An 18552-nucleotide genomic window follows, 5' to 3' on the forward strand; every position below is an offset into this window, starting at 1 on the left:
GTCGGCTTGTAACGATTGGTCGCGCTAAGCTTTCCCGTTGCTGACAGACACTTCCCTTTTGGAGGTATGATCGCTAAATCGCCGCAAAATTCGACGAACTGCATAAGGACACGATCAAATCCATGGCGAAAGAAGAGCTCCTCGAAATGCGCGGTCGGGTTGTCGAGCTTCTGCCCAACGCGATGTTCCGGGTGGAGCTTGAGAACGGCCACGAGATTCTCGGCCACACCGCCGGCAAGATGCGCAAGAACCGCATCCGCGTGCTGACCGGCGACGAAGTGCTGGTCGAGCTGACGCCCTACGATCTGACGAAGGGGCGGATCACCTACCGCTTCATGCCGGGTCGCGGCGGCCCGGGTCCGCAATCCTCGCCGTCCTCCTGATCGCCTGCAGGCCCTGCGCGACATGACGGCGCGCCCTTCCCCCATTCTGGTCCTCGCGAGTTCCAGCCCGCGACGCCGCGACCTGCTTGCGCAGATCGGGGTGACGCCGGGCCAGATTCGCTCGCCCGATATCGACGAGGAGCCGCGCAAGGGTGAACTGCCTCGCACTTATGCGGAGCGGATGGCGAGCGAGAAAGCGATCGCCGTGCCCCGACAGGAAGGCGAAGTCGTGCTCGCGGGCGACACCACCGTGGCGCTCGGCCGCCGCATCCTGCCGCAGGCGCAGAGCGAGGAGGACGTCGCGCGATTCCTGCGCATGCTCTCCGGCCGACGGCACCGGGTCCACTCGGCCATCTCGGTCATCGACGCGAGCGAACGGCAACGCACCCGCTGCGTGACCTCGCAGGTCCGGTTCAAGCGCCTCTCCGAAGAGGAAATACGCGACTACGCGCGCAGCGGTGAAGGCATCGGCAAAGCCGGCGGCTATGCGATCCAGGGCCGCGCGGCGGGACTGATCGACTTTCTCGCGGGCAGCCATTCGGCGGTGGTCGGCCTGCCGCTGTTCGAAACACGCACGCTTCTGAAGGCGGCAGGTATCGCGCTTGCCTGAATGGCTGATCGAGCGCGGGATCGGGGAGACCCGCGCGCTCCGGGTCGATGGAGCGCGCGTGCTCGCGGCGAAGCTGAGCTGGCCGGATGAGCCCGGGACGGGTGTGGTGCAAGCCAAGTTGATCCGCCGCCCCGCAGGCGCGACCCGCGGCCTCGCACGCACTGCCGACGGGCTCGAAATCAACGTTTCCGGCCTCCCGAAAGACGCCAGCGAGGGGCGCGAGATCACGGTTGCGATCACCCGCGCTCCGATGGCCGAGAAAGGCCGACTCAAGCGTGCGCAGGGGCACCATTTCGCCGAGGGTAGCAAGGCCGGACCGCCGCCGAATCATCTCTTAGGCAAGGAGGTCCACCGCTTCCCGGCCGGGCTTTGGGAAGATGTGTGGGCCGATGCGTGGGACGGCGAGATCGCCTTTGCCGGCGGATCGCTGATCGCCAGCGTCACACCGGCGATGACCCTGATCGACATCGACGGCGACCTGCCCCCGCGCGACCTCGCGCTGGCAGCGGCGCCCGCCGTTGCCGACACGGTGCGACGGCTCGACATCGCAGGATCGATCGGAATCGATTTCCCCACCCTCCCCGACAAGGCCCAGCGCCGGGCGGTCGACACCGCGCTTGGCGAGGCGCTGGACGATTGGCCACACGAACGCACCGCGATGAACGGTTTCGGCTTCGTGCAGCTGGTCGCGCGGCTCGAAGGCCCCTCGCTGCTGCATCGCCTGCATTTCAACCGCACCTCGGCAGCGGCGCGGATGCTCCTGCGCCGGGGCGAGCTGGCCGAAGGCATCGGCCCGCGCCTGCTGCTGAGCGCGCACCCTGCGATTCTCGACCGGATCGAGCCCGCCTGGCTCGCCGAGTTGGCCAAGCGGAGCGGTCGCAGGGTCGAAACCACGCGCGATCCGGCGCTTGCGCTTCATGCGGGCCAAGCCCAAGTTCTTGCATCATGAGCGAGACGACACGCCCCACCCCCAAACGCCCCTGCCCGATCTGCAAGTCCACTCCGCAGACCGGCGAATTCGCGCCTTTCTGCTCTTCGCGGTGCCGCGACAAGGATCTCAACCGCTGGTTCAACGATGGCTATGCCCTGCCCGGCAGGGCCGCCGATCCGGAAGAGATCGCCCGCGAGGAAGACTAACGCGCGATAGGGCTTGCCAAGCAGGCAACGCTTCGCCATAGGCGCGCACTCATTCGCTCGTCGGACCGAAAAGCCGATCAGGCCAGGTCCGCCGTCGTGGCGACGCCCGGGTAGCTCAGTGGTAGAGCAGACGACTGAAAATCGTCGTGTCGGTGGTTCGACTCCGCCCCTGGGCACCACAACCTCCCAGTTCAAGATGATGGTCGCCCGGTTTCGTCGGTGATCGGCCTGTGCGTTCGCTATGGCCGAGAAAAGCCATCGTGCGTTGCGGAAACGGTGGCCGGTCTCCTGCGTTCGAGCTCCACACACCTTTACGATACGGGAGCAAGCAATGACCAAGATCCTCGTCCTCTATTACTCGTCCTACGGCCACACCTCGACGATGGCGGAAGCGGTTGCGCAAGGCGTGCGCGAGGGCGGCGCCGAGGCCGTCATCCGCCACGTCCCCGAAACCGCCCCTGAAGAAGTCGCGAAAAACGCAGGCTTCACCGGCATGCCCGGCCACGACGAGATCGATGGTCCTGACGAACTGGCCGAATATGACGGCATCATCGTCGGCTCGCCCACCCGCTATGGCCGGATGACCAGCCAGATGGCGGCGTTCTGGGACACCACCGGCGGGCTGTGGATGAAGGGCGCGCTGATCGGCAAGGTGGGCGCGGCGTTCAGCTCCACCGCCAGCCAGCACGGCGGGCAGGAAACGACGCTGATGTCGATCCTGACCAACCTGCTGCACATGGGCTGTACCATCGTGGGGCTCGACTACGGTTTCCAGAATCAGATGGGCGTCGACGAGGTCAAGGGCGGCTCCCCCTATGGCGCGACGACAATCGCGGATGGCGACGGCAGCCGCCAGCCGAGCGAGACCGACCTCGCCGGAGCGCGCTATCTCGGCAAGCGGGTCGCGCAGACGGCGGCGAAGCTTCACGGTTGAGCCTGAGCGTTCTCCAACAGATGGGGACCGCTTCGACCAGGCTCCTGAGCTAGCAGACCGGTTGGCGGGCGGAGCCCGTTTATGGGCGCGAAATCATCGGGGCGGGCCACGCAGGCTCGCCCCTTCTTCGTTGCTGGGTGGCAGGGTGCCCCGCCCCGCTACCTGCGAGATCCCGGAGTGATGAACGACCGACACGCTCGCGCCACGGCACCGCGCAGGATGGCGCGCAAAGCCTCCACCACTCACAACTTCGCGGCGATCCGGCCTCCTGTCTTGCACAGTCAAGCACTTTATGTTTTAAAGTGCGCGTCAACACAAAGGAGAGTGACATGATTCGCAAGGCCCTACTCACCGCTACCGCGCTCGCCATCGCGACCGCAGCGCCCCCCGCCCTCGCCGGGCAAGTCACCGTGAGCCTCACCGACGTGCAGGCCGATGCGGGCGATCTCTACATCAGCCTGCAAAGCGAAGCGCAGTTCATGCAAGCCGATGCGGTCGCGAGCGAGATCGTGGATAACCCGCAGGACGCGACGGTCACCGTCACGTTCGACGATGTTCCCGACGGCCGCTACGCGCTCATGGTGTGGCACGACATCGATGGCGACGGCACCTTCAGCATGGGGCGTATGGGCCCAACCGACGGGTGGTCGATGATCGGCGCGGCCGCATTGCGCGGCATGCCGAGTTGGGAAGCGCAGAGCTTCACCCTCGATGGCAGCGCCACGATCACCGAACCGATGCTCTATGCGCGAGACGGCCAATGAGCACCGCGCCTTCCCAAAGCGCGCAGGACGACCTGCGCAGGATGCGCGAACTGGCCGAGGAGGGGCGCACCCGCCCTCTCCTCGGTGGGCGCGAATTCGTGATCTTCGGCTTGGCGATGGCCGCGGCCAGCCTGGTTCATGCGGCATTGCTCGATGGCCTGCTGCCGTGGCCCCCGATGGCCTTGTCCGCGATCTGGTTCGGCACGATGATGGTCGCGGTCGTCGTGGCGCGGTTTTCCCGTCGAGGCCAGCCAAGGCCTACCACCGCCAACCGGGTCGAGATGGAGGTTTGGCGCGTGGGCGGATTGGTGATCGGTGCCCTCGCACTCAGCATTTTCGTTTACGCGATGCTCGACAACACGCCGCGCGGTTTCTTCCTCTTCACGCTGGTTCCACCGGTGGTCTTCGGGGTCTATGCGATCGCGATGGCAGCAAGTTCGGCAGCGGCGCGCGATACGACCTTGCGCAGATATGCTGTGCTCTCGATGGCGTTTCTGGTGGTGACCACCCTTCTGGCAGGGTCGGTAGCGCAATTTCTCGCGATGGCCATCGGTGCGGTGCTCGTGTCGATCGTGCCGGGGATCGTATTGATGCAGCGGGAGCGCGACCGTGGCTGACCCCCCCCTCGATTACCGGGCGATCGACGATACGATCCACGGGCGCGTCCGGCTCGCCACGATGGCCTACCTGTCGAGCGCGGAATGCGCGGATTTCGGAGAGTTGCGAGCCCGCACCGGGGTCAGTGACGGCAACCTGTCGGTCCATCTGCGCAAGCTGGAGGATGCGGGCTATGTGAGCATAGAGAAACGCTTCGAAGGCAAGAAGCCGGTCACCACAGCGTGCCTCACCGAAGCGGGGCGCGAGGCGTGGATCGGCTATCTCGACCGGATGCGCGCGATGCTGTTTGGAGAGGATGAGGGTTAACGCGCGCTGCGCTGTTAACCAAACCGAATCGCTCGCCGCGCTGCCACCGCCGCGCCGCCGCCACTTGCGCGCGCACAAAAAAGGGCCCGCAAAGGGGCCCTTTTCGTGAATTTGTCCGGCTCGGATTATCCGATGAGCCAGTCCCAGATCGAACGAAGCATGGTTAATCTCCTTGGAGTGGAGCCTTCTTGTATCTTAACCATATCCGTTAGTAAAGCATTAACCATTGTCCCGTCGGCTCAACGTCATTTCGCGCTCCCTTCGAAGGATCGCGATATACTCCGCGAGGCACAAAGGGCGCGAAATGTAATAACCCTGGCCCTGGGTACAGCCCATGCTCGCCAGCAAGTCGTAGGTGGCGCGATCCTCGATTCCCTCGCCCAGTACGACGATGCCTTCCTCGCGCGCCGAATGAATGATCCCTGCGGCAATCGCACGCGCGCGTGGAGAATGGTGTATCGCCGCGACGAACCGCCGATCGATCTTCACTTCGTCGAACGGTAGCTCGAACCACGCTTCGTAATTGGCACTTCCCACCCCGAAATCGTCCAGCGAAAGTTTGAAGCCGAACTCCTTGAGGCGATCGACCACGCCCCGGGCGACACGAAAATCCTCGATCCGCGCGGTCTCGGTCAGTTCGATCTTCACCAGCGCAGGATCGATCCGATGGTCGTGCAGCGCTTCTTGGGCGATCTGGACGATGCGATCGTCGACCAGCTGGACCGCCGATACGTTAATTGCGACCTCCGGGATCAGGCCCTCGCGCCCGATCGCATCCACCGCCGCGAAGGACTTTTGGAAGATCCGCCGTGTAAGGCTGTCGAGATGGCCCATCCGCTCGCATTGTAGGATGAAGGATGACGGGGGGACGTCCACCCCGTCCGAATCACGCCACCGGGCCAATACCTCGGCGCCGACGAAGGCCCCGCTGCCGAGGTCGACCTGCGGCTGGAGCTTGATGCCAATCTGATCTTCAGCCAGCGCCTGAGTGAGCTTGGCCGTGAGCGAATGGTCCCAATCGTCCTTGTCGTGTCCGACAATGAACACCGGCTTGTAGGCCTCACGCGCTTGGTCCGCCGCAGCGGTTGCGGAACTCAGCCGCTGTTCGATCGGATGATCCGCCAGACCGTCGGCCCCGATGGTGACGGACACGTCCAGACACCTTCCGGTCAGACGGACCGGCTGCGACGCGACGGCTCGCAGGCCTTCGAGATGGCCTTGCAGGTCGGGAATATCGCCACTGTCGCACAGGAACGCGAAATATTTGCCGCCGTCGTAATAGACCGTGCGAGCTTGATCGCCGAGCGAAAGTCGATTGCAGATCTCGCGCAGGTAAGTTCGCCGCTCGGCCGAACCTAGGCCGACGAAGAGGGCATCCAAACGCGCGACCTTGGCGATGACCAGACAGCTGCTGCCTCCGGCTTTCCCGTCCGACAGATCGGATTTGAGCGCGGTGAAGTTGGGCAGCCTGGTGAGCGGGTCGATCGTCAGATGACGCCGACGATATCCGGCCACGCAGCGCATGATCGCATAGGACACTGCCAGCAGCAGTCCATCGGCAAAGAAGGCCCTCATCCCGAAAAAAGCGGTGGCGAAAAATAACGCCAAGCCAAGCGAGCACCATGCGAGATATGCAAACCGGCGGCGCCTCGTCGTACGCAAGAAACGTACACCGAGGGCCAGCGCTATGCCTAGCGTCATGGTGATAACGTACCATGGCAGGCTATAACCGGTGCCACGCATCAGACTTTCGGCAGCCAGAATATGAATTGCTGTTGGCGAGACGGTGTCTGCACCCGGCGCGCGAATATTCGCACCGAAGGAATCGGTGCCCAGAATGAAACTTTTGCCCGCTGGGCCGAGCCGCGAAAGGTCGGTTTCCCGCGAAGCCGAACTGATCGTCGGGATGGTGCTGGCACCGATTGTGTAATCGATGAATACGTCATCGCGATCCGGGCCGATGTTCGCCAGTGCAAAGCTCAGCGGAACCAAGTTCTCCTTCGTCGGCTCTTCGGATCTACTGAACCCCCAGACGAACCGCAGAAAATCGGCATCGTAGTCGCTCGAATAGACTTTCGAGGCCTGTGTGAAATACGGATCGGTCGGCGGTATCCGGTCGCTGTCCTTGTAATCCTGCTCGGACGAGCTGGTTAGATAAATGTCGTCCGCATTGGCAGCAAGGAACGCTCTCAGACGAGCGTCGGTTTCCTGCGATTCGCTTGTCTGGAGCGGCACATTAACGAAGATCCGCTCCGCCCCGGACGCATGCAGGGCCTCGATCGTGCTGAGCACCTCGCGATTATTTTTGGCGGCATCGCCCGTGGCGAATGGCATTCGCACATAAACGAACTCGCCGCTCGCCTCGCGATCGAACAGCTTGGCCTGCACGAGCCAGCCGAATACGTCCACGGGACGCATAAGAGTGAGGAAGCCCGCCGCAAGTGCGATTGCGAGGGCGATCAGCGCATGCTTCACACGCTCGTCGAGGACGAACCTGGGCATCGGCTAGGTAGATTTCCGCAGCATGATGGAGACGCGTCTATAGACCGCGGGTAAACACACGGTTCACGGCAGGATTCTGCCGCCGCCGGTCGAACGGGGGCCCAGGGTGCGCGGGCCCATCCGCGCGGGCCGATGCCCGGCCGCACGATTGGTGCTCCGGTCGGAGGTTCGCCCCGCCCTTTCCGGCAGCGCCGGGCGCGTATAGGCAGGGCCGATGCACGATACCGCTGCGACCGCGCTTTCACCTTTCGACCTCGCCGCGATCCTTGTCGTGGCTGCGGCGATCTTCGGCTACATCAACCATCACTATATCCGCCTGCCGCATGTCATCGGCCTGACGATCATGGGCGCCCTGGCCGCGATCCTGCTGATGGCCACGGACGCGCTGATTCCGGGCATCACACTCGACGACAGCGTCTCGCGCCTGCTCGAACAGTTGAATTTCACCGAGACGCTGCTCGAAGGAATGCTGAGCTTTCTGCTGTTCGCGGGTGCCCTCCACGTCGATCTTGACCGGCTGAAGGCGGACTGGTTGCCTGTGCTGCTGCTCTCCACCGTTGGCGTCGTAATTTCGACCCTCCTCGTTGGCGGGGCGGCCTGGGGTATGGCCTTGCTGCTCGGTGTCGAGATCACGCCTATCTGGTATTTCGTGTTCGGTGCGTTGATCTCTCCCACCGATCCGGTCTCCGTCCTCGGCGTGCTCAAGGAAGAGAACGTTCCGCTGTCGCTGCAAAGCGCGGTCGCAGGCGAAAGCCTGTTCAACGATGGCGTCGGCATCGTGGTCTTCACCATTCTGCTGGGTGCCGCGATCACGGGGGCGGATTTCAGCCTCGGCGAAGGGGCGCGTCTGTTCGTGATCGAGGCGGGCGGCGGCGTTGCGGTCGGTCTCGCGTTCGGCTGGCTCGGCTTTCGCGCGCTGCGTTCGATGGACGAATACACGCTGGAAGTGCTCATCACGCTCGCGGTGGTGATGGGGGGATATGCACTGTGCAGCCAGCTCCACATTTCCGGGCCGCTGGCGATGGCGGTCGCAGGCCTGCTGATCGGCAACCAGGGCGCGAATCTGGCGATGAGCGACGAAACGCTCGACTACGTGAACAAGTTTTGGGAGCTGGTCGACGAAGTCCTCAATTCGGTGCTTTTCCTGCTGATCGGGCTGGAGATCATCGCGCTGGTTCCGGGCCTCAGGGAATTCGCCTTCGGCCTCGCCGCTATCCCGATCACGCTCGCCGCACGGGCAATCGCGGTCGGTGGAGCGATCAAGGCGATCCCCGCCGCGCGGCTCTCCACCCCCGGTTCGGGCCGCGTGCTGTGGTGGGGCGGCCTGCGCGGCGGCATCTCCATCGCGCTCGCCCTTTCCTTGCCCGCAGGCGACACGCGCGACCTGCTGCTCGCCGCAACCTTTGCCGCGGTGCTGTTCTCCGTCCTTATCCAGCGCGCCACGCTCGGCAAGCTGATCGACAGCCTCAAAGCGGCCCACTCTCCCGCGATGGAGGAAGGCGCTGCCGGCGCCCGCGCAGATGGGAGCGGTGCGGATCGAAGCGGCGCGGATTGAAGCGGCTCGCGTTTGATTGTAGGGCCAGCATTATCCGCCCCGGCAGGGCGGCGCCTGCCGGGCGCCGTTCGCGATGCCGGGGCGCAGTTCTTTTTAAACAGCGCAGGTGAGCCCCATGTCCCGTCGTCGCCAGATCTACGAAGGCAAGGCCAAGATCCTCTACGAGGGCCCTGAACCGGGCACCCTGATCCAGTATTTCAAGGATGACGCGACCGCCTTCAATGCGGAAAAGAAAGGCACGATCAACGGCAAGGGCGTGATCAACAACCGCATCAGCGAGCATGTGTTCACCCGGCTGGCGAATATCGGCATCCCGACGCACTTCATCCGCCGCCTCAACATGCGCGAACAGCTGATTCGGCAGGTCGAGATCATTCCGCTGGAAGTGGTCGTGCGCAACGTCGCCGCGGGCTCACTGTGCAAGCGGCTGGGGCTGGAAGAAGGCGAGCCCCTGCCCCACTCGCTGATCGAGTATTACTACAAGGACGATGCGCTGGGCGATCCGCTGGTCGCCGAAGAGCATATCGCCTGCTTCAACTGGGCCAGCCAGGAAGAGATGCAGGATATGTCCGCCATGGCGATCCGCATTAACGATTTCATCGCCGGCATGTTCGCCGCAATCGACATCCGGCTGGTCGACTTCAAGCTCGAGTTCGGGCGTTTGTGGGATGGCGAGTATGCCCGCGTGATCCTGGCCGACGAGATCAGCCCCGACGGCTGCCGGTTGTGGGACATGAACTCGGGCGAAAAACTCGACAAGGATCGCTTCCGCCGCGATCTGGGCGGCGAGGAAGAGGCATACCAGGAAGTCGCCCGGCGTCTGGGCGTGCTCCAGAACGACGACAATGCGCCCGGTGAAGTTTTCGACCTCAGCGCTCACCGCGGACGGATGCGCGGAGTCCCCAAGAAGAAATAGCTCGCGGCGCACCCGGTCGGGGCTCGGGCGACAGTCGGTCCTACGTGGCCTCAAGCCCCTGTTGCATCGGGTTAATCCCGCCGCGTATAGGGTTCCCCGAAAAGGGGCGCGCGCATCTGTGCCCCGTCCAGTCAGGACATCAAGGGGAGCCACCGATGATCATCACACGCGCAATCGCCAAGGGCGTATCCACCGCTACGCTTGCTGCCATGCTGGCAGCAGCCAGCCCCGCATTCGCGCAGGGCCCGGTCGAAGGCTGGGGAGTCGAGGCGACCGACGTCGAGCCCGACGAATCCTACACCTACGGCCAGCTGCCCAACGGCATGAAATATGCCATCCGCAACAATGATGTGCCCGATGGCGCGGCATCGTTCCGGATGCATGTGAATTTCGGTTCGCTCGGCGAAACCGAAGAAGAGCGCGGGCTGGCCCATTTCATCGAGCATATGGCCTTCAACGGCTCCACCAATGTCCCCGAGGGCGAGATGATTCCGCTGCTCGAGCGGCTGGGCCTCGCCTTCGGGCCAGACACCAACGCCTACACCTCGTTCGACGAAACCGTGTACATGCTCGACGTGCCCAACGCGAACGAGGAAGGCCTCGAAACCGCGCTGTTCCTGCTGAACGAGACTGCGCGCGAGTTGAGTTTCGATCCCGAAGCGGTCGACCGCGAGCGCGAGATTCTGGTGAGTGAGCGCCGCGTGCGCGACACGCCGGGTCTGCACAATATCCGCGATCTTTACGAGTTCCGCATTCCCGGCACGCGTTACAACACGCGCTTCCCGATCGGCCTCGACGAAGTGCTGCGCGAAGCCCCGGCAGAGCGTCTGCGGGCGCTCTATAATCGCTTCTATCGGCCCGAAAACGTCACGCTGGTCGCGGTCGGCGATTTCGATGTCGCCGAGATGGAAACCGCGATCCGCGACAAGTTCTCGGACTGGCAACCGCGCGGTGAGGCCGGCACGATTCCCGAGCCCGGCAGCGTCGATTTCGATCGCGAAACGGAATTCGACGTCTATGTCGATCCCAACCTCAATTCGGGCATCGCGATCTACCAGCTGCGGCCTTTTACCGATCCGGCAGACACGCGTGCGGAGCGGACCAGGAGCCAGCTGCGCAGCCTCGCCAACATCATTTTTGACCGTCGCATCAGCCGGATCGCCAATCGCGAGGATAGCCCGATCCTCGGCGGCGGCTATGGCACCGGAAGCGATGAAGGCCTCGCGGATTATACGGTGGTCACCATGACGACCCGCGACGGTGCGTGGCGGGAAGGCCTCGAAATCGCCGAGCAGGAAGTGCGTCGCGCGTTGCAATACGGCTTCACGCAGAACGAGCTGGACTACGCCCTCACGCAGGTCGAGAGCGGCCTGCGTCGCGGCGCGGCCCAGGCGGATGCGCGCAGCAACGCACAGCTCGCCATGGACATGGTCAATGTCGCCACCGAAAACTATTTCGTCACCGACCCCGAGTGGCGTTACGAGTTTTTCCAGTCGATCCGCCCGCAGCTGACGGTGGATGCGGTGAATACCGAATTCCGCGAATTGTGGAGCGAAGGCGAGCCGCTGATCCGCGTCACCGCAAAGGAACTGGATGGCGGCGTCGATGCGGTCGCAGCAGCCTATGCCCAAAGCACGCAGGTCGCGGTGGCCGAGCCCGAGGACGTGGTCGCCACCGCCTTCGCTTACGACAGCTGGGGCGATGGCCCGGGCGAAGTCGTCGCCGACACCATGATCGACGATCTCGGCATTCGCACCGTCACCTTTGCGAACAATGTCCGCCTGAACATCAAGCAGACCGATTTCGAGCCCGGCCGGGTGCGCTTCAACGTGCAGATGGACGGCGGCAGTTTCGCGCTCGACGAGGCCAACGCGTCTTCGGCGAGCATCTATCTGCAGATCGCTTCGCAGGTCGGCGGCGTCGGCGAGCACAGCTTCGATGAGTTGACCGAACTGCTGGCGGGCAAGCAGATTTCGAGCGGGATCGCCACTTCGACCGAGAATTTCTTCTCGTCCGGCGTGACCACTCCCGAGGATCTGGACATGCAGATGAAGGTCAGCGCGGCCTATCTGACCGATCTCGGCCTGCGCCCCGAAGCCGACGCACGCTTCAACACGCTGCTCGATGTGGTGTGGGGCCAGCTCACCTCGCAGCCGGGTCAGGTGCTTGGGCTTCGCTCGAGCGAGCAGATCGCGGACAGCGTCTATCTCAACTTCCCGACCCGCGAGCAGCTGGCTGCGGTCGACCGTGAGGCGCTGCGCGACGCAGTGCTGGCGGCAGCGGCGGACGGCGCGCTCGAGATCGGCATCGTCGGCGATATCGATCCCGATACCGCGATTGCGGCAGTCGCCGAAAGCTTCGGCGCGCTCCCGCAGCGCGAGGCCGAATTCTCGGACTATGCAGACAAGCGCACCCTCGTTTTCAACGATCTGTCGAGCGACGAGGTGGTCGACTACACGCACACCGGCCAGGCCGATCAGGCAGCGGTGGGCAGCATCTGGCGCACCCGCGACGATAGCGATTATCGCGAAGCGGTCGGCCTGAACATGCTGTCGCAAGTGTTCCAGCTCAAGGCGCTGGAGGTCCTGCGCGAGGAACTGGCGGCGACCTACAGCCCCTCGGTCTCCAGCTCGACCAGTTCGACTTTCGACGATCTGGGCACCTTCAGCGTGTCGGCGGTGGTCGATCCGGCGCAGGTGGACGAAGTGCACGATATCATCGTGCGGCTCGCCGACGAACTACGCAACGAAGCGGTGAGCGAGGACATGCTGCTGCGCGCGCGTCAGCCTGTGCTGGAGCGGATCCGCCTTGCGCGGGAAAACAACGGCTTCTGGTTGAGCGTCGCGACGAACGCGCAGAGCGAGGCAGACCGGCTCGATCGCATCCGCATGCAGGCCGAGGTCGTGAACAGCTTCACCCCCGAAGACTTGCAGGCGCTTGCCCAGCAATACTTGGTGCCCGAGCGCCGGGCGGACAGCCGGGTTCTGTCCGAGGCGAACGAAGAAGCCGCCCAATAGGGCGGTTTCTCGCCGACACTACATGCACGCGAGAAATCGGGGCGTATTGACGAAAACTGCCCTAAGTTTTCGAAAATACGCCCCTTTTTCGCAGGCTTTCGCCTGATTTCCTCTTGGTCATCCTCCGACCTCGCCTTAGGATCGGGGGCGATAAAGGGGGAATTCGAATGCGACTGCCACATCTTGCAGCGGCCTGTGCCGCGCTCGCCATAGCTACGCCTGCGATGGCACAAGAAGCGGACATCCGCATCGCCCCGCCAGCCGACTGGGTGGTCGAAAGCGATCCCATGGCGGTGCCCGACGATGCCACCGGCCTTATCTTTATCCGTCGGATGGATTCGCAGACGCATTTGAGCGAGGATGGCTCGCATACCTTTACCGGGCAGATGTTCCGCATCCTGCACCCCCAGGCTCTGCAGGCCGGCAACGTCGCCATCGCCTGGAATCCTGCCGCGGGCGAACCGGTCGTGCATCGGCTGCTGATCCATCGCGACGGCACGACCATCGATGTTCTGGAAGAGACCGACTTCGAGATTCTGCGCCGCGAGGACCAGCTCGAACTGGCGATGCTCAATGGGGTCCTGACCGCCGCATTGCGGGTCCCGGACCTGCGCGTGGGCGACGATCTGGAACTCGCCTTTACCGTTCCCTCGAACGATCCGACGCTTGGCGCGACCAGTACCGGGTATCTGGCGGTCGCGCCGACAGTACCCGAAGGGCGCATGCATTTGCGGCTGTCGTGGGAAGACGGGCAGGAACCGCGCATCCTCATGCGCGACGGGCTGCGTCCATTCTCCCAGAAAAACGAAGGCTCTCTCGTCGTGCGGGGCGACAACATCCCCGCCGAAGCCCCGCCCGAGGATGCCCCGCCCCGCTATGGCCTCAACCGGGTCGCCGAGTTTTCGGACTTTGCCGACTGGCAGGCCGTCTCGTCCCGCTTCCAGCCGCTCTACGACGAGGCGGCGACGATTCCGGCGGGCTCGGATCTGCGGGAAGAAGCGCAGCGCATCGCCGCCGCGCATGCGGGCAAGCTGGCGCAAGCCGAAGCGGCTCTCGATCTCGTGCAACGGCAGGTTCGCTACGTCTATGTCGGCCTCAACGGCGGCAATTATCGCCCCGCCAGCGCGCAGGAAACGTGGGAGCGGCGCTACGGCGACTGCAAGGGCAAGACCGCGCTGCTGCTCGCCCTGCTGGACGAGTTAGGGATCGAGAGCGAGGGGGTGCTGGTCAACAATTCGGGCGGCGATGACGGGCTGGACGAACGGCTGGCCAGCCCCGCCGTGTTCGATCACATCCTCGTGCGCGCGACGATCGACGGCAGGCAATACTGGCTCAATGGGACGCTGCCGTTCGTCGCCGACATGCGTGAGACACCGGCCCTCCCCTACCGATTCGCGCTGCCTCTGGCGCAAAACGGTGCCGCGCTCGAAAAGATCGCATGGCAGCCTTTCGCGCTGCCGCAGGAGATGTCGCTGTTCGAAATCGATGCGCGTGCAGGCTTCGACGAGCCGGGCCCCACCGTCTGGACGACGATCAAGCGCGGCATCGATGGCTATGCCGAATACGCCGCATTCTCGGCGCTCAGCTCTGCGCAGCTGGAGCAGGAATTCCGCAACAGCCTCACCGGCGGTTCGAACTGGGAAAGCGTCGACGAGGTCGACTACCGCTACGACCGCGAAACCCAGGCGAGTGTCCTGACCATTCGCGGCACCTCGGATCATGACTGGGAAGACGAGGGCGGCGGCGCGTACCGGATGTCGCTCCCCGGAGGGGGGTTCAGCCCGCCTGAAAGGCGGCGCAGGCCGCGGAGCCAGGATGCGAGCGCCCCTTTTTACGACGAGCCGGGTTTCGACTGCCGTGTGACCACCGTGCGGCTGCCCGAAGGCACCAACCTGCGCAACTGGCTGTACAACAGCGTCTTCGTACAGGATTATTTCGGCGCTACCTATTACCGGATGATGGAACTGCGCGACGATCGCACGCTGCGCATGGTCCGGGGGTTCAGGACCGAGCAGCCCGAAATCTCAGCCGAAGAGGCCGAGCGCGACAATGCGCGGCTCGACGATTTCGACAATTCCAAAGCCAATATTTCCTACGATCCTTACCAGACGGGCACCCCCTGGGGCATGGCCAGCCCGGTGCCGGCCACCTTCGACGACGTCTGGCGCGGAGCGCAAGCCCCGTGCCTGGCACAGAAGTCGCAAGGCGATCGCGAGGACGCTCTGAGGACCGGCGGGGGAGGCGGCGATGGCAATGCGCCGGTCGCCGTCAGGATCAGCCCCGAGCCGCTCGAAGAATAGCATTCGCTCGCAGGCTGCGCGCAGCGCAGGGATCGGCACATGGCCGCTTTCGGTAGCTGCGCCGGCTCCTCTTCTTCGCGCCTTATGGCCGCTACGACGGGCGACTTATCCAGCGCTGTGGATTGCGCGGGCAGCGCCAATCACTATAGGGCCAGCGTAACTATCCAATCCGAGTTCGGGATCGTTCGATCATGAAGAAGCGCGTATTCGTCACCCTGAAACCTGGCGTGCTCGACCCGCAGGGTCGCGCGGTGCACCATGCGCTCGATGGCCTCGGCTTCGAAGGGGTCGAGGATGTGCGCATAGGGCGGCTGGTCGAACTCGATCTGGCGGGCGACGTTTCCGACGAGACGATCGGCAAGATGTGCGAGCAGCTGCTCGCCAACACGGTGATCGAAAATTACCGGATCGAAGATACCCCGGGGACTGGGGAGTAAGCGATGAACACCGCCGTCGTCACCTTTCCCGGTTCCAATTGCGACCGCGACATGATGGTCGCGATCAGCGAAGTCTTCGGCAAGGCGCCGACACAGGTATGGCACCGCGAAACCGCGCTGCCCGACAAGCTCGATTTCATCGCCCTGCCCGGCGGCTTTTCCTACGGGGACTATCTGCGTGCGGGCGCGATGGCGGCGAACAGCCCGATCATGCGCGAGATCGCGCGCGAGGCGGCGCGCGGTGTGCCCGTTCTGGGCGTGTGCAACGGTTTTCAGGTACTGTGCGAAGCGCGGCTGCTGCCGGGTGCGCTGATGCGCAACGCGGGCCAGCGGTTCGTCTGCCGCGACGTGGCCTTGCGGGTCGAAAATGCGGACACGCACTTCACCCGCGAGTACGCGCAGGGCGAGACGATCAGCATCCCCGTTGCCCATCATGACGGCAACTATTTTGCGGACGATGCCACGCTCGATGCACTGGAAGGCGATGGCCGGGTGGCTTTCCGCTACCTCGATGCGACCAATGGCTCGCGCCGAGACATCGCGGGCATCGTGAACGACGGCGGCACGGTGCTCGGCATGATGCCGCATCCCGAACGCGCGATTGACGCCGCCCATGGCGGCACCGGCGGCCGACGGCTCTTCGCATCGCTCATGGGTAGCCTCGCCGCAGCGGCTTGAGGTTCGGCTGGGACGGCAGCGCCGCCCGAAAATCAGGCGCTCAGTTGCCGGTAATCGATATCGAACAGCGCGCGGGCGTCGTAGCTGGTCATGGGCCGTCCGAAATGGAAGCCCTGGATTCGGTCGCAGCCCATGGTGCGCATGAGCTCCGCCTCGTCCTCTGTTTCCACCCCTTCGGCGGTGGTCTTCATCTCGAGGCTCTTGGCCATGGCGACGACGGCGCGGACGATGGCTAGGCTTTCGCTGCTACCCTGCGCGGCGCCCTGAACGAAGCTGCGATCCACCTTGATGGTGGAGAACTGGAGCTTGCGCAGGTAGCCGAGCGAGGAATAGCCGGTTCCGAAATCGTCGAGAGCGACCTTGCAGCCCAGCTCCATAACCTTCGCCAGCGCCTCGCGCGCGACCTCGGTGTCGTTGAGGAAGATACTCTCGGTCACTTCGATTTCGAGCCGCTGCGGATTGAGCCCGCTGGATGACAGCGCTTCGATCACGGTGTCGGTGAAATCGGCCTGCATCAACTGTTCGGGCGACACGTTGACGTTGATTTTCACATGCTCGGGCCAGGCCATCGCTTCCTGACATGCCTGTTTCAGAACCCACTTGCCGATCGGCAGGATCAAACGGGTGTCTTCGGCCACGGGGATGAACTTGGCCGGGCTGACGAAGCCGTGTTCTTCGCTGTGCCAGCGCACCAGCGCCTCGAAACTGACGACCCGTTCCGAAGTCGCATCGACCACGGGCTGGAAATTGAGCTGCAGCTCATCCTGCTCCAGCGCCTTGCGCAAGGAGAATTCGAGCTGGCGGCGCTCTTCGGCGACGGCATGCAGCGAAGGTTCGTAAGCGAAGTGGACCCCGCGCCCGTGGTCCTTCGCGCGGTAAAGCGCCAGATCGGCGTTGCGCATCAGTTCTTCCACGCCCTTGCCGTCGCGCGGAGCGAGCGCCGAACCGACGCTGGCGCCGACGAACAGGGTATGGTGGTCGACCTCGTATGGCTGCGAGACGCGTTCGATCACCTTGCGCGCGAGCATATCGATCGCCTCGAAGTCGCGGGCATCGCGCACCACGATGCCGAACTCGTCTCCCCCCAGGCGGCCACATATCTCGTTGTCGCCCGCAATCTCTTCCAGACGGCGCGAAACCTGTTCCAGCAGCCGGTCGCCGGTCTGGTGGCCGAGTGAATCGTTGACCGCCTTGAACCGGTCCAGATCGACCATGATAAACGCGCAGCGCCGCCGCCACTTGCGCGCATCGTCCATCGCCTGGCCGAGCGTTTCGTGCAGCATCAGGCGGTTCGGCAAGCCGGTCAGCGTGTCGTACCGGGCGAGATAGGCGATCTTTTCGGAGGACTTGCGCTGCTGCGTCACGTCCGATCCGACCCCGCGATAACCGAGATACTCGCCCTTATCGCCGATCATCGGTGTGCCGGAGAGTTCCCACCACCGTTCCTCGCCCGCCACTTTCACAAGTACCAGCTGGTTGGAAAAGCTCTGCTTTGTCTTGATGCTCTCGGCGAGTTCGCGCAGCGACTGGGTCGTCTGGTCGGTTTCCCCGTCGCCGCCGCTGATCAGATCGAAGAAGGGCCGTCCCTCCAGCGAGGCGGCGGTTTCGCTCAGGGCAAAGGCGAAGCGGGGCGATGCCGAGCGGATCCGGCGGCTCTTGTCGATCTGCCACAACCAGTCCGCTTCGTTCTCCTCGAACTCGCGCAACAGCAAGGAAACCGTGTGCGTCTGCTCGAGCAGCGCGTTCTCTGCGATCGCGAAGCGGAGAAAGTCGGTCGACCTGATCCATATCGATCCGTAACCGAAAAAGGTGAAAAAGCCAACGAACAGGTACATCGCGTCGTTGTCTGCCAGCCAGAAGCCCGTTGCGGCACCGATGGTCAGCAGCGTGGAAAAGACGAGCGCGCTGAGCGGCACGACGCCCATCAGGACGACGCTGCCCACGGCGATCCCGGCGCCCAGAATAAGACCGCGGATCGCCACCTCGGGCCCGGCAAAAATCTGGAGCAGCGGCATCAGGCTCGCCCAGGCGACACCCAGAACGATGCTGCCGACAAGGTGAGAACGGGCCTCACGTGCGGTCAGCGAGGGCTTGTCGATCCGCAAAAAATGCGCGTCGCAGCGCGTATAGATATAGAGCCCGGCTGCCAGCAGGGTGAGCCAGGGGACCAACACGAACAGCGGCAAGGCCTCGAAGAACATGACCGCCGCAAGCGCTGCACCCGTCCCATGGCAGGCAATTCGCGGGGTTCTGAGCCTCGCCAATTCGCGGTGCTGGAGCAGCCACAGGCGCGGCCAATCGAGGTCGGGACCTTCGGCGAGGCCCAACACTGCAGACACGGGGAGCTTCCGGCGCAATGTCCGCTCATCAATGGTCGTATTGTCGATCACCCCAC

The 18552-nt window shown here is 64.0% G+C and carries 16 protein-coding genes and 1 tRNA gene; 15 read left to right on the forward strand and 2 right to left on the reverse strand.

The features are described from left to right. The first annotated feature begins 122 nt into the window (after window positions 1-122). The 9 genes from infA (at window position 123) to AAG612_RS04685 (ending at window position 4752) form a co-directional block, all read left to right on the forward strand. Complete coding sequence (gene infA, locus AAG612_RS04645) at window positions 123-383, forward strand: translation initiation factor IF-1 (RefSeq protein WP_342507690.1); 261 nt, start codon at window positions 123-125, stop codon at window positions 381-383. Between the two features lie 22 nt (window positions 384-405). Then, entirely contained in the window at window positions 406-993 is a 588-nt protein-coding gene (locus tag AAG612_RS04650) for a Maf family protein (RefSeq protein ID WP_342507692.1), read from the forward strand. Beyond that, on the forward strand, window positions 986-1942 hold the full coding sequence (locus AAG612_RS04655; protein ID WP_342507694.1) for an Rne/Rng family ribonuclease: 957 nt from the start codon (window positions 986-988) through the stop codon (window positions 1940-1942). The genes AAG612_RS04650 and AAG612_RS04655 overlap by 8 nt, the downstream gene beginning before the upstream one ends. After that, window positions 1939-2130 carry a DNA gyrase inhibitor YacG gene (gene yacG, locus AAG612_RS04660; protein WP_342507696.1) on the forward strand — a complete coding sequence of 64 codons (192 nt, stop codon included), beginning with the start codon at window positions 1939-1941 and terminating at the stop codon, window positions 2128-2130. Before AAG612_RS04655 ends, yacG begins: the two co-directional genes overlap by 4 nt. Window positions 2131-2234: 104 nt before the next feature. Then, window positions 2235-2309: transfer RNA gene (locus AAG612_RS04665), tRNA-Phe, on the forward strand. Between the two features lie 152 nt (window positions 2310-2461). Continuing rightward, window positions 2462-3064 (forward strand): NAD(P)H:quinone oxidoreductase, encoded by a 603-nt coding sequence (gene wrbA, locus AAG612_RS04670; protein WP_342507698.1) that lies wholly within the window; start codon window positions 2462-2464, stop codon window positions 3062-3064. Window positions 3065-3393: 329 nt separating this feature from the next. Then, window positions 3394-3828, forward strand: a complete 435-nt coding sequence (locus tag AAG612_RS04675; protein ID WP_342507700.1) for a DUF2141 domain-containing protein — start codon at window positions 3394-3396, stop codon at window positions 3826-3828. Next, window positions 3825-4445 (forward strand): hypothetical protein, encoded by a 621-nt coding sequence (locus tag AAG612_RS04680; RefSeq protein ID WP_342507703.1) that lies wholly within the window; start codon window positions 3825-3827, stop codon window positions 4443-4445. The genes AAG612_RS04675 and AAG612_RS04680 overlap by 4 nt, the downstream gene beginning before the upstream one ends. After that, entirely contained in the window at window positions 4438-4752 is a 315-nt protein-coding gene (locus AAG612_RS04685; protein ID WP_342507705.1) for a winged helix-turn-helix domain-containing protein, read from the forward strand. The genes AAG612_RS04680 and AAG612_RS04685 overlap by 8 nt, the downstream gene beginning before the upstream one ends. A gap of 219 nt (window positions 4753-4971) precedes the next feature. Here AAG612_RS04685 and AAG612_RS04690 read toward each other — a convergent pair whose 3' ends face one another. Beyond that, on the reverse strand, window positions 4972-7254 hold the full coding sequence (locus AAG612_RS04690) for an EAL domain-containing protein (RefSeq protein ID WP_342507707.1): 2283 nt from the start codon (window positions 7252-7254) through the stop codon (window positions 4972-4974). A gap of 214 nt (window positions 7255-7468) precedes the next feature. On the opposite strand from AAG612_RS04690, the gene AAG612_RS04695 reads away from it, so the two are divergent. From AAG612_RS04695 to purQ, 6 genes are all read left to right on the forward strand, one after another. After that, window positions 7469-8809 carry a cation:proton antiporter gene (locus tag AAG612_RS04695; protein WP_342507709.1) on the forward strand — a complete coding sequence of 447 codons (1341 nt, stop codon included), beginning with the start codon at window positions 7469-7471 and terminating at the stop codon, window positions 8807-8809. Window positions 8810-8924: 115 nt separating this feature from the next. Then, window positions 8925-9725: a phosphoribosylaminoimidazolesuccinocarboxamide synthase gene (gene purC / locus AAG612_RS04700; RefSeq protein WP_342507711.1), complete on the forward strand. Its 801-nt coding sequence runs from the start codon at window positions 8925-8927 to the stop codon at window positions 9723-9725. A gap of 155 nt (window positions 9726-9880) precedes the next feature. Then, the gene (locus tag AAG612_RS04705) at window positions 9881-12742 is read left to right on the forward strand and encodes a M16 family metallopeptidase (RefSeq protein ID WP_342507712.1); all 2862 of its coding nucleotides are present in this window, start codon (window positions 9881-9883) and stop codon (window positions 12740-12742) included. A gap of 167 nt (window positions 12743-12909) precedes the next feature. After that, the gene (locus tag AAG612_RS04710; RefSeq protein WP_342507714.1) at window positions 12910-15042 is read left to right on the forward strand and encodes a DUF3857 domain-containing protein; all 2133 of its coding nucleotides are present in this window, start codon (window positions 12910-12912) and stop codon (window positions 15040-15042) included. A 191-nt stretch (window positions 15043-15233) separates the two neighbouring features. Next, window positions 15234-15479, forward strand: coding sequence for a phosphoribosylformylglycinamidine synthase subunit PurS (gene purS / locus AAG612_RS04715; RefSeq protein WP_342507716.1), 246 nt, complete (start codon window positions 15234-15236; stop codon window positions 15477-15479). Window positions 15480-15482: 3 nt separating this feature from the next. Further along, complete coding sequence (purQ, locus tag AAG612_RS04720) at window positions 15483-16157, forward strand: phosphoribosylformylglycinamidine synthase subunit PurQ (RefSeq protein WP_342507718.1); 675 nt, start codon at window positions 15483-15485, stop codon at window positions 16155-16157. 32 nt (window positions 16158-16189) lie between these two features. On the opposite strand, the gene AAG612_RS04725 is transcribed toward purQ, so the two are convergent. Next, window positions 16190-18496, reverse strand: coding sequence for a putative bifunctional diguanylate cyclase/phosphodiesterase (locus AAG612_RS04725; protein ID WP_342507721.1), 2307 nt, complete (start codon window positions 18494-18496; stop codon window positions 16190-16192). Between the last annotated feature and the right edge of the window lie 56 nt (window positions 18497-18552).

It is taken from the genome of Citromicrobium bathyomarinum, from assembly GCF_038594605.1.
GTDB lineage: Bacteria > Pseudomonadota > Alphaproteobacteria > Sphingomonadales > Sphingomonadaceae > Alteriqipengyuania > Alteriqipengyuania bathyomarina_B.

Coding starts and splice junctions, on each gene's coding strand:
- AAG612_RS04710 (WP_342507714.1), top strand. CDS start 12,910: ATGCGACTGCCACATCTTGCAGCGGCCTGTGCCGCGCTCGCCATAGCT.
- AAG612_RS04690 (WP_342507707.1), bottom strand. CDS start 7,254: ATGCCCAGGTTCGTCCTCGACGAGCGTGTGAAGCATGCGCTGATCGCC.
- AAG612_RS04705 (WP_342507712.1), top strand. CDS start 9,881: ATGATCATCACACGCGCAATCGCCAAGGGCGTATCCACCGCTACGCTT.
- purC (WP_342507711.1), top strand. CDS start 8,925: ATGTCCCGTCGTCGCCAGATCTACGAAGGCAAGGCCAAGATCCTCTAC.
- infA (WP_342507690.1), top strand. CDS start 123: ATGGCGAAAGAAGAGCTCCTCGAAATGCGCGGTCGGGTTGTCGAGCTT.
- AAG612_RS04680 (WP_342507703.1), top strand. CDS start 3,825: ATGAGCACCGCGCCTTCCCAAAGCGCGCAGGACGACCTGCGCAGGATG.
- purQ (WP_342507718.1), top strand. CDS start 15,483: ATGAACACCGCCGTCGTCACCTTTCCCGGTTCCAATTGCGACCGCGAC.
- AAG612_RS04695 (WP_342507709.1), top strand. CDS start 7,469: ATGCACGATACCGCTGCGACCGCGCTTTCACCTTTCGACCTCGCCGCG.
- AAG612_RS04650 (WP_342507692.1), top strand. CDS start 406: ATGACGGCGCGCCCTTCCCCCATTCTGGTCCTCGCGAGTTCCAGCCCG.
- AAG612_RS04675 (WP_342507700.1), top strand. CDS start 3,394: ATGATTCGCAAGGCCCTACTCACCGCTACCGCGCTCGCCATCGCGACC.
- purS (WP_342507716.1), top strand. CDS start 15,234: ATGAAGAAGCGCGTATTCGTCACCCTGAAACCTGGCGTGCTCGACCCG.
- yacG (WP_342507696.1), top strand. CDS start 1,939: ATGAGCGAGACGACACGCCCCACCCCCAAACGCCCCTGCCCGATCTGC.
- wrbA (WP_342507698.1), top strand. CDS start 2,462: ATGACCAAGATCCTCGTCCTCTATTACTCGTCCTACGGCCACACCTCG.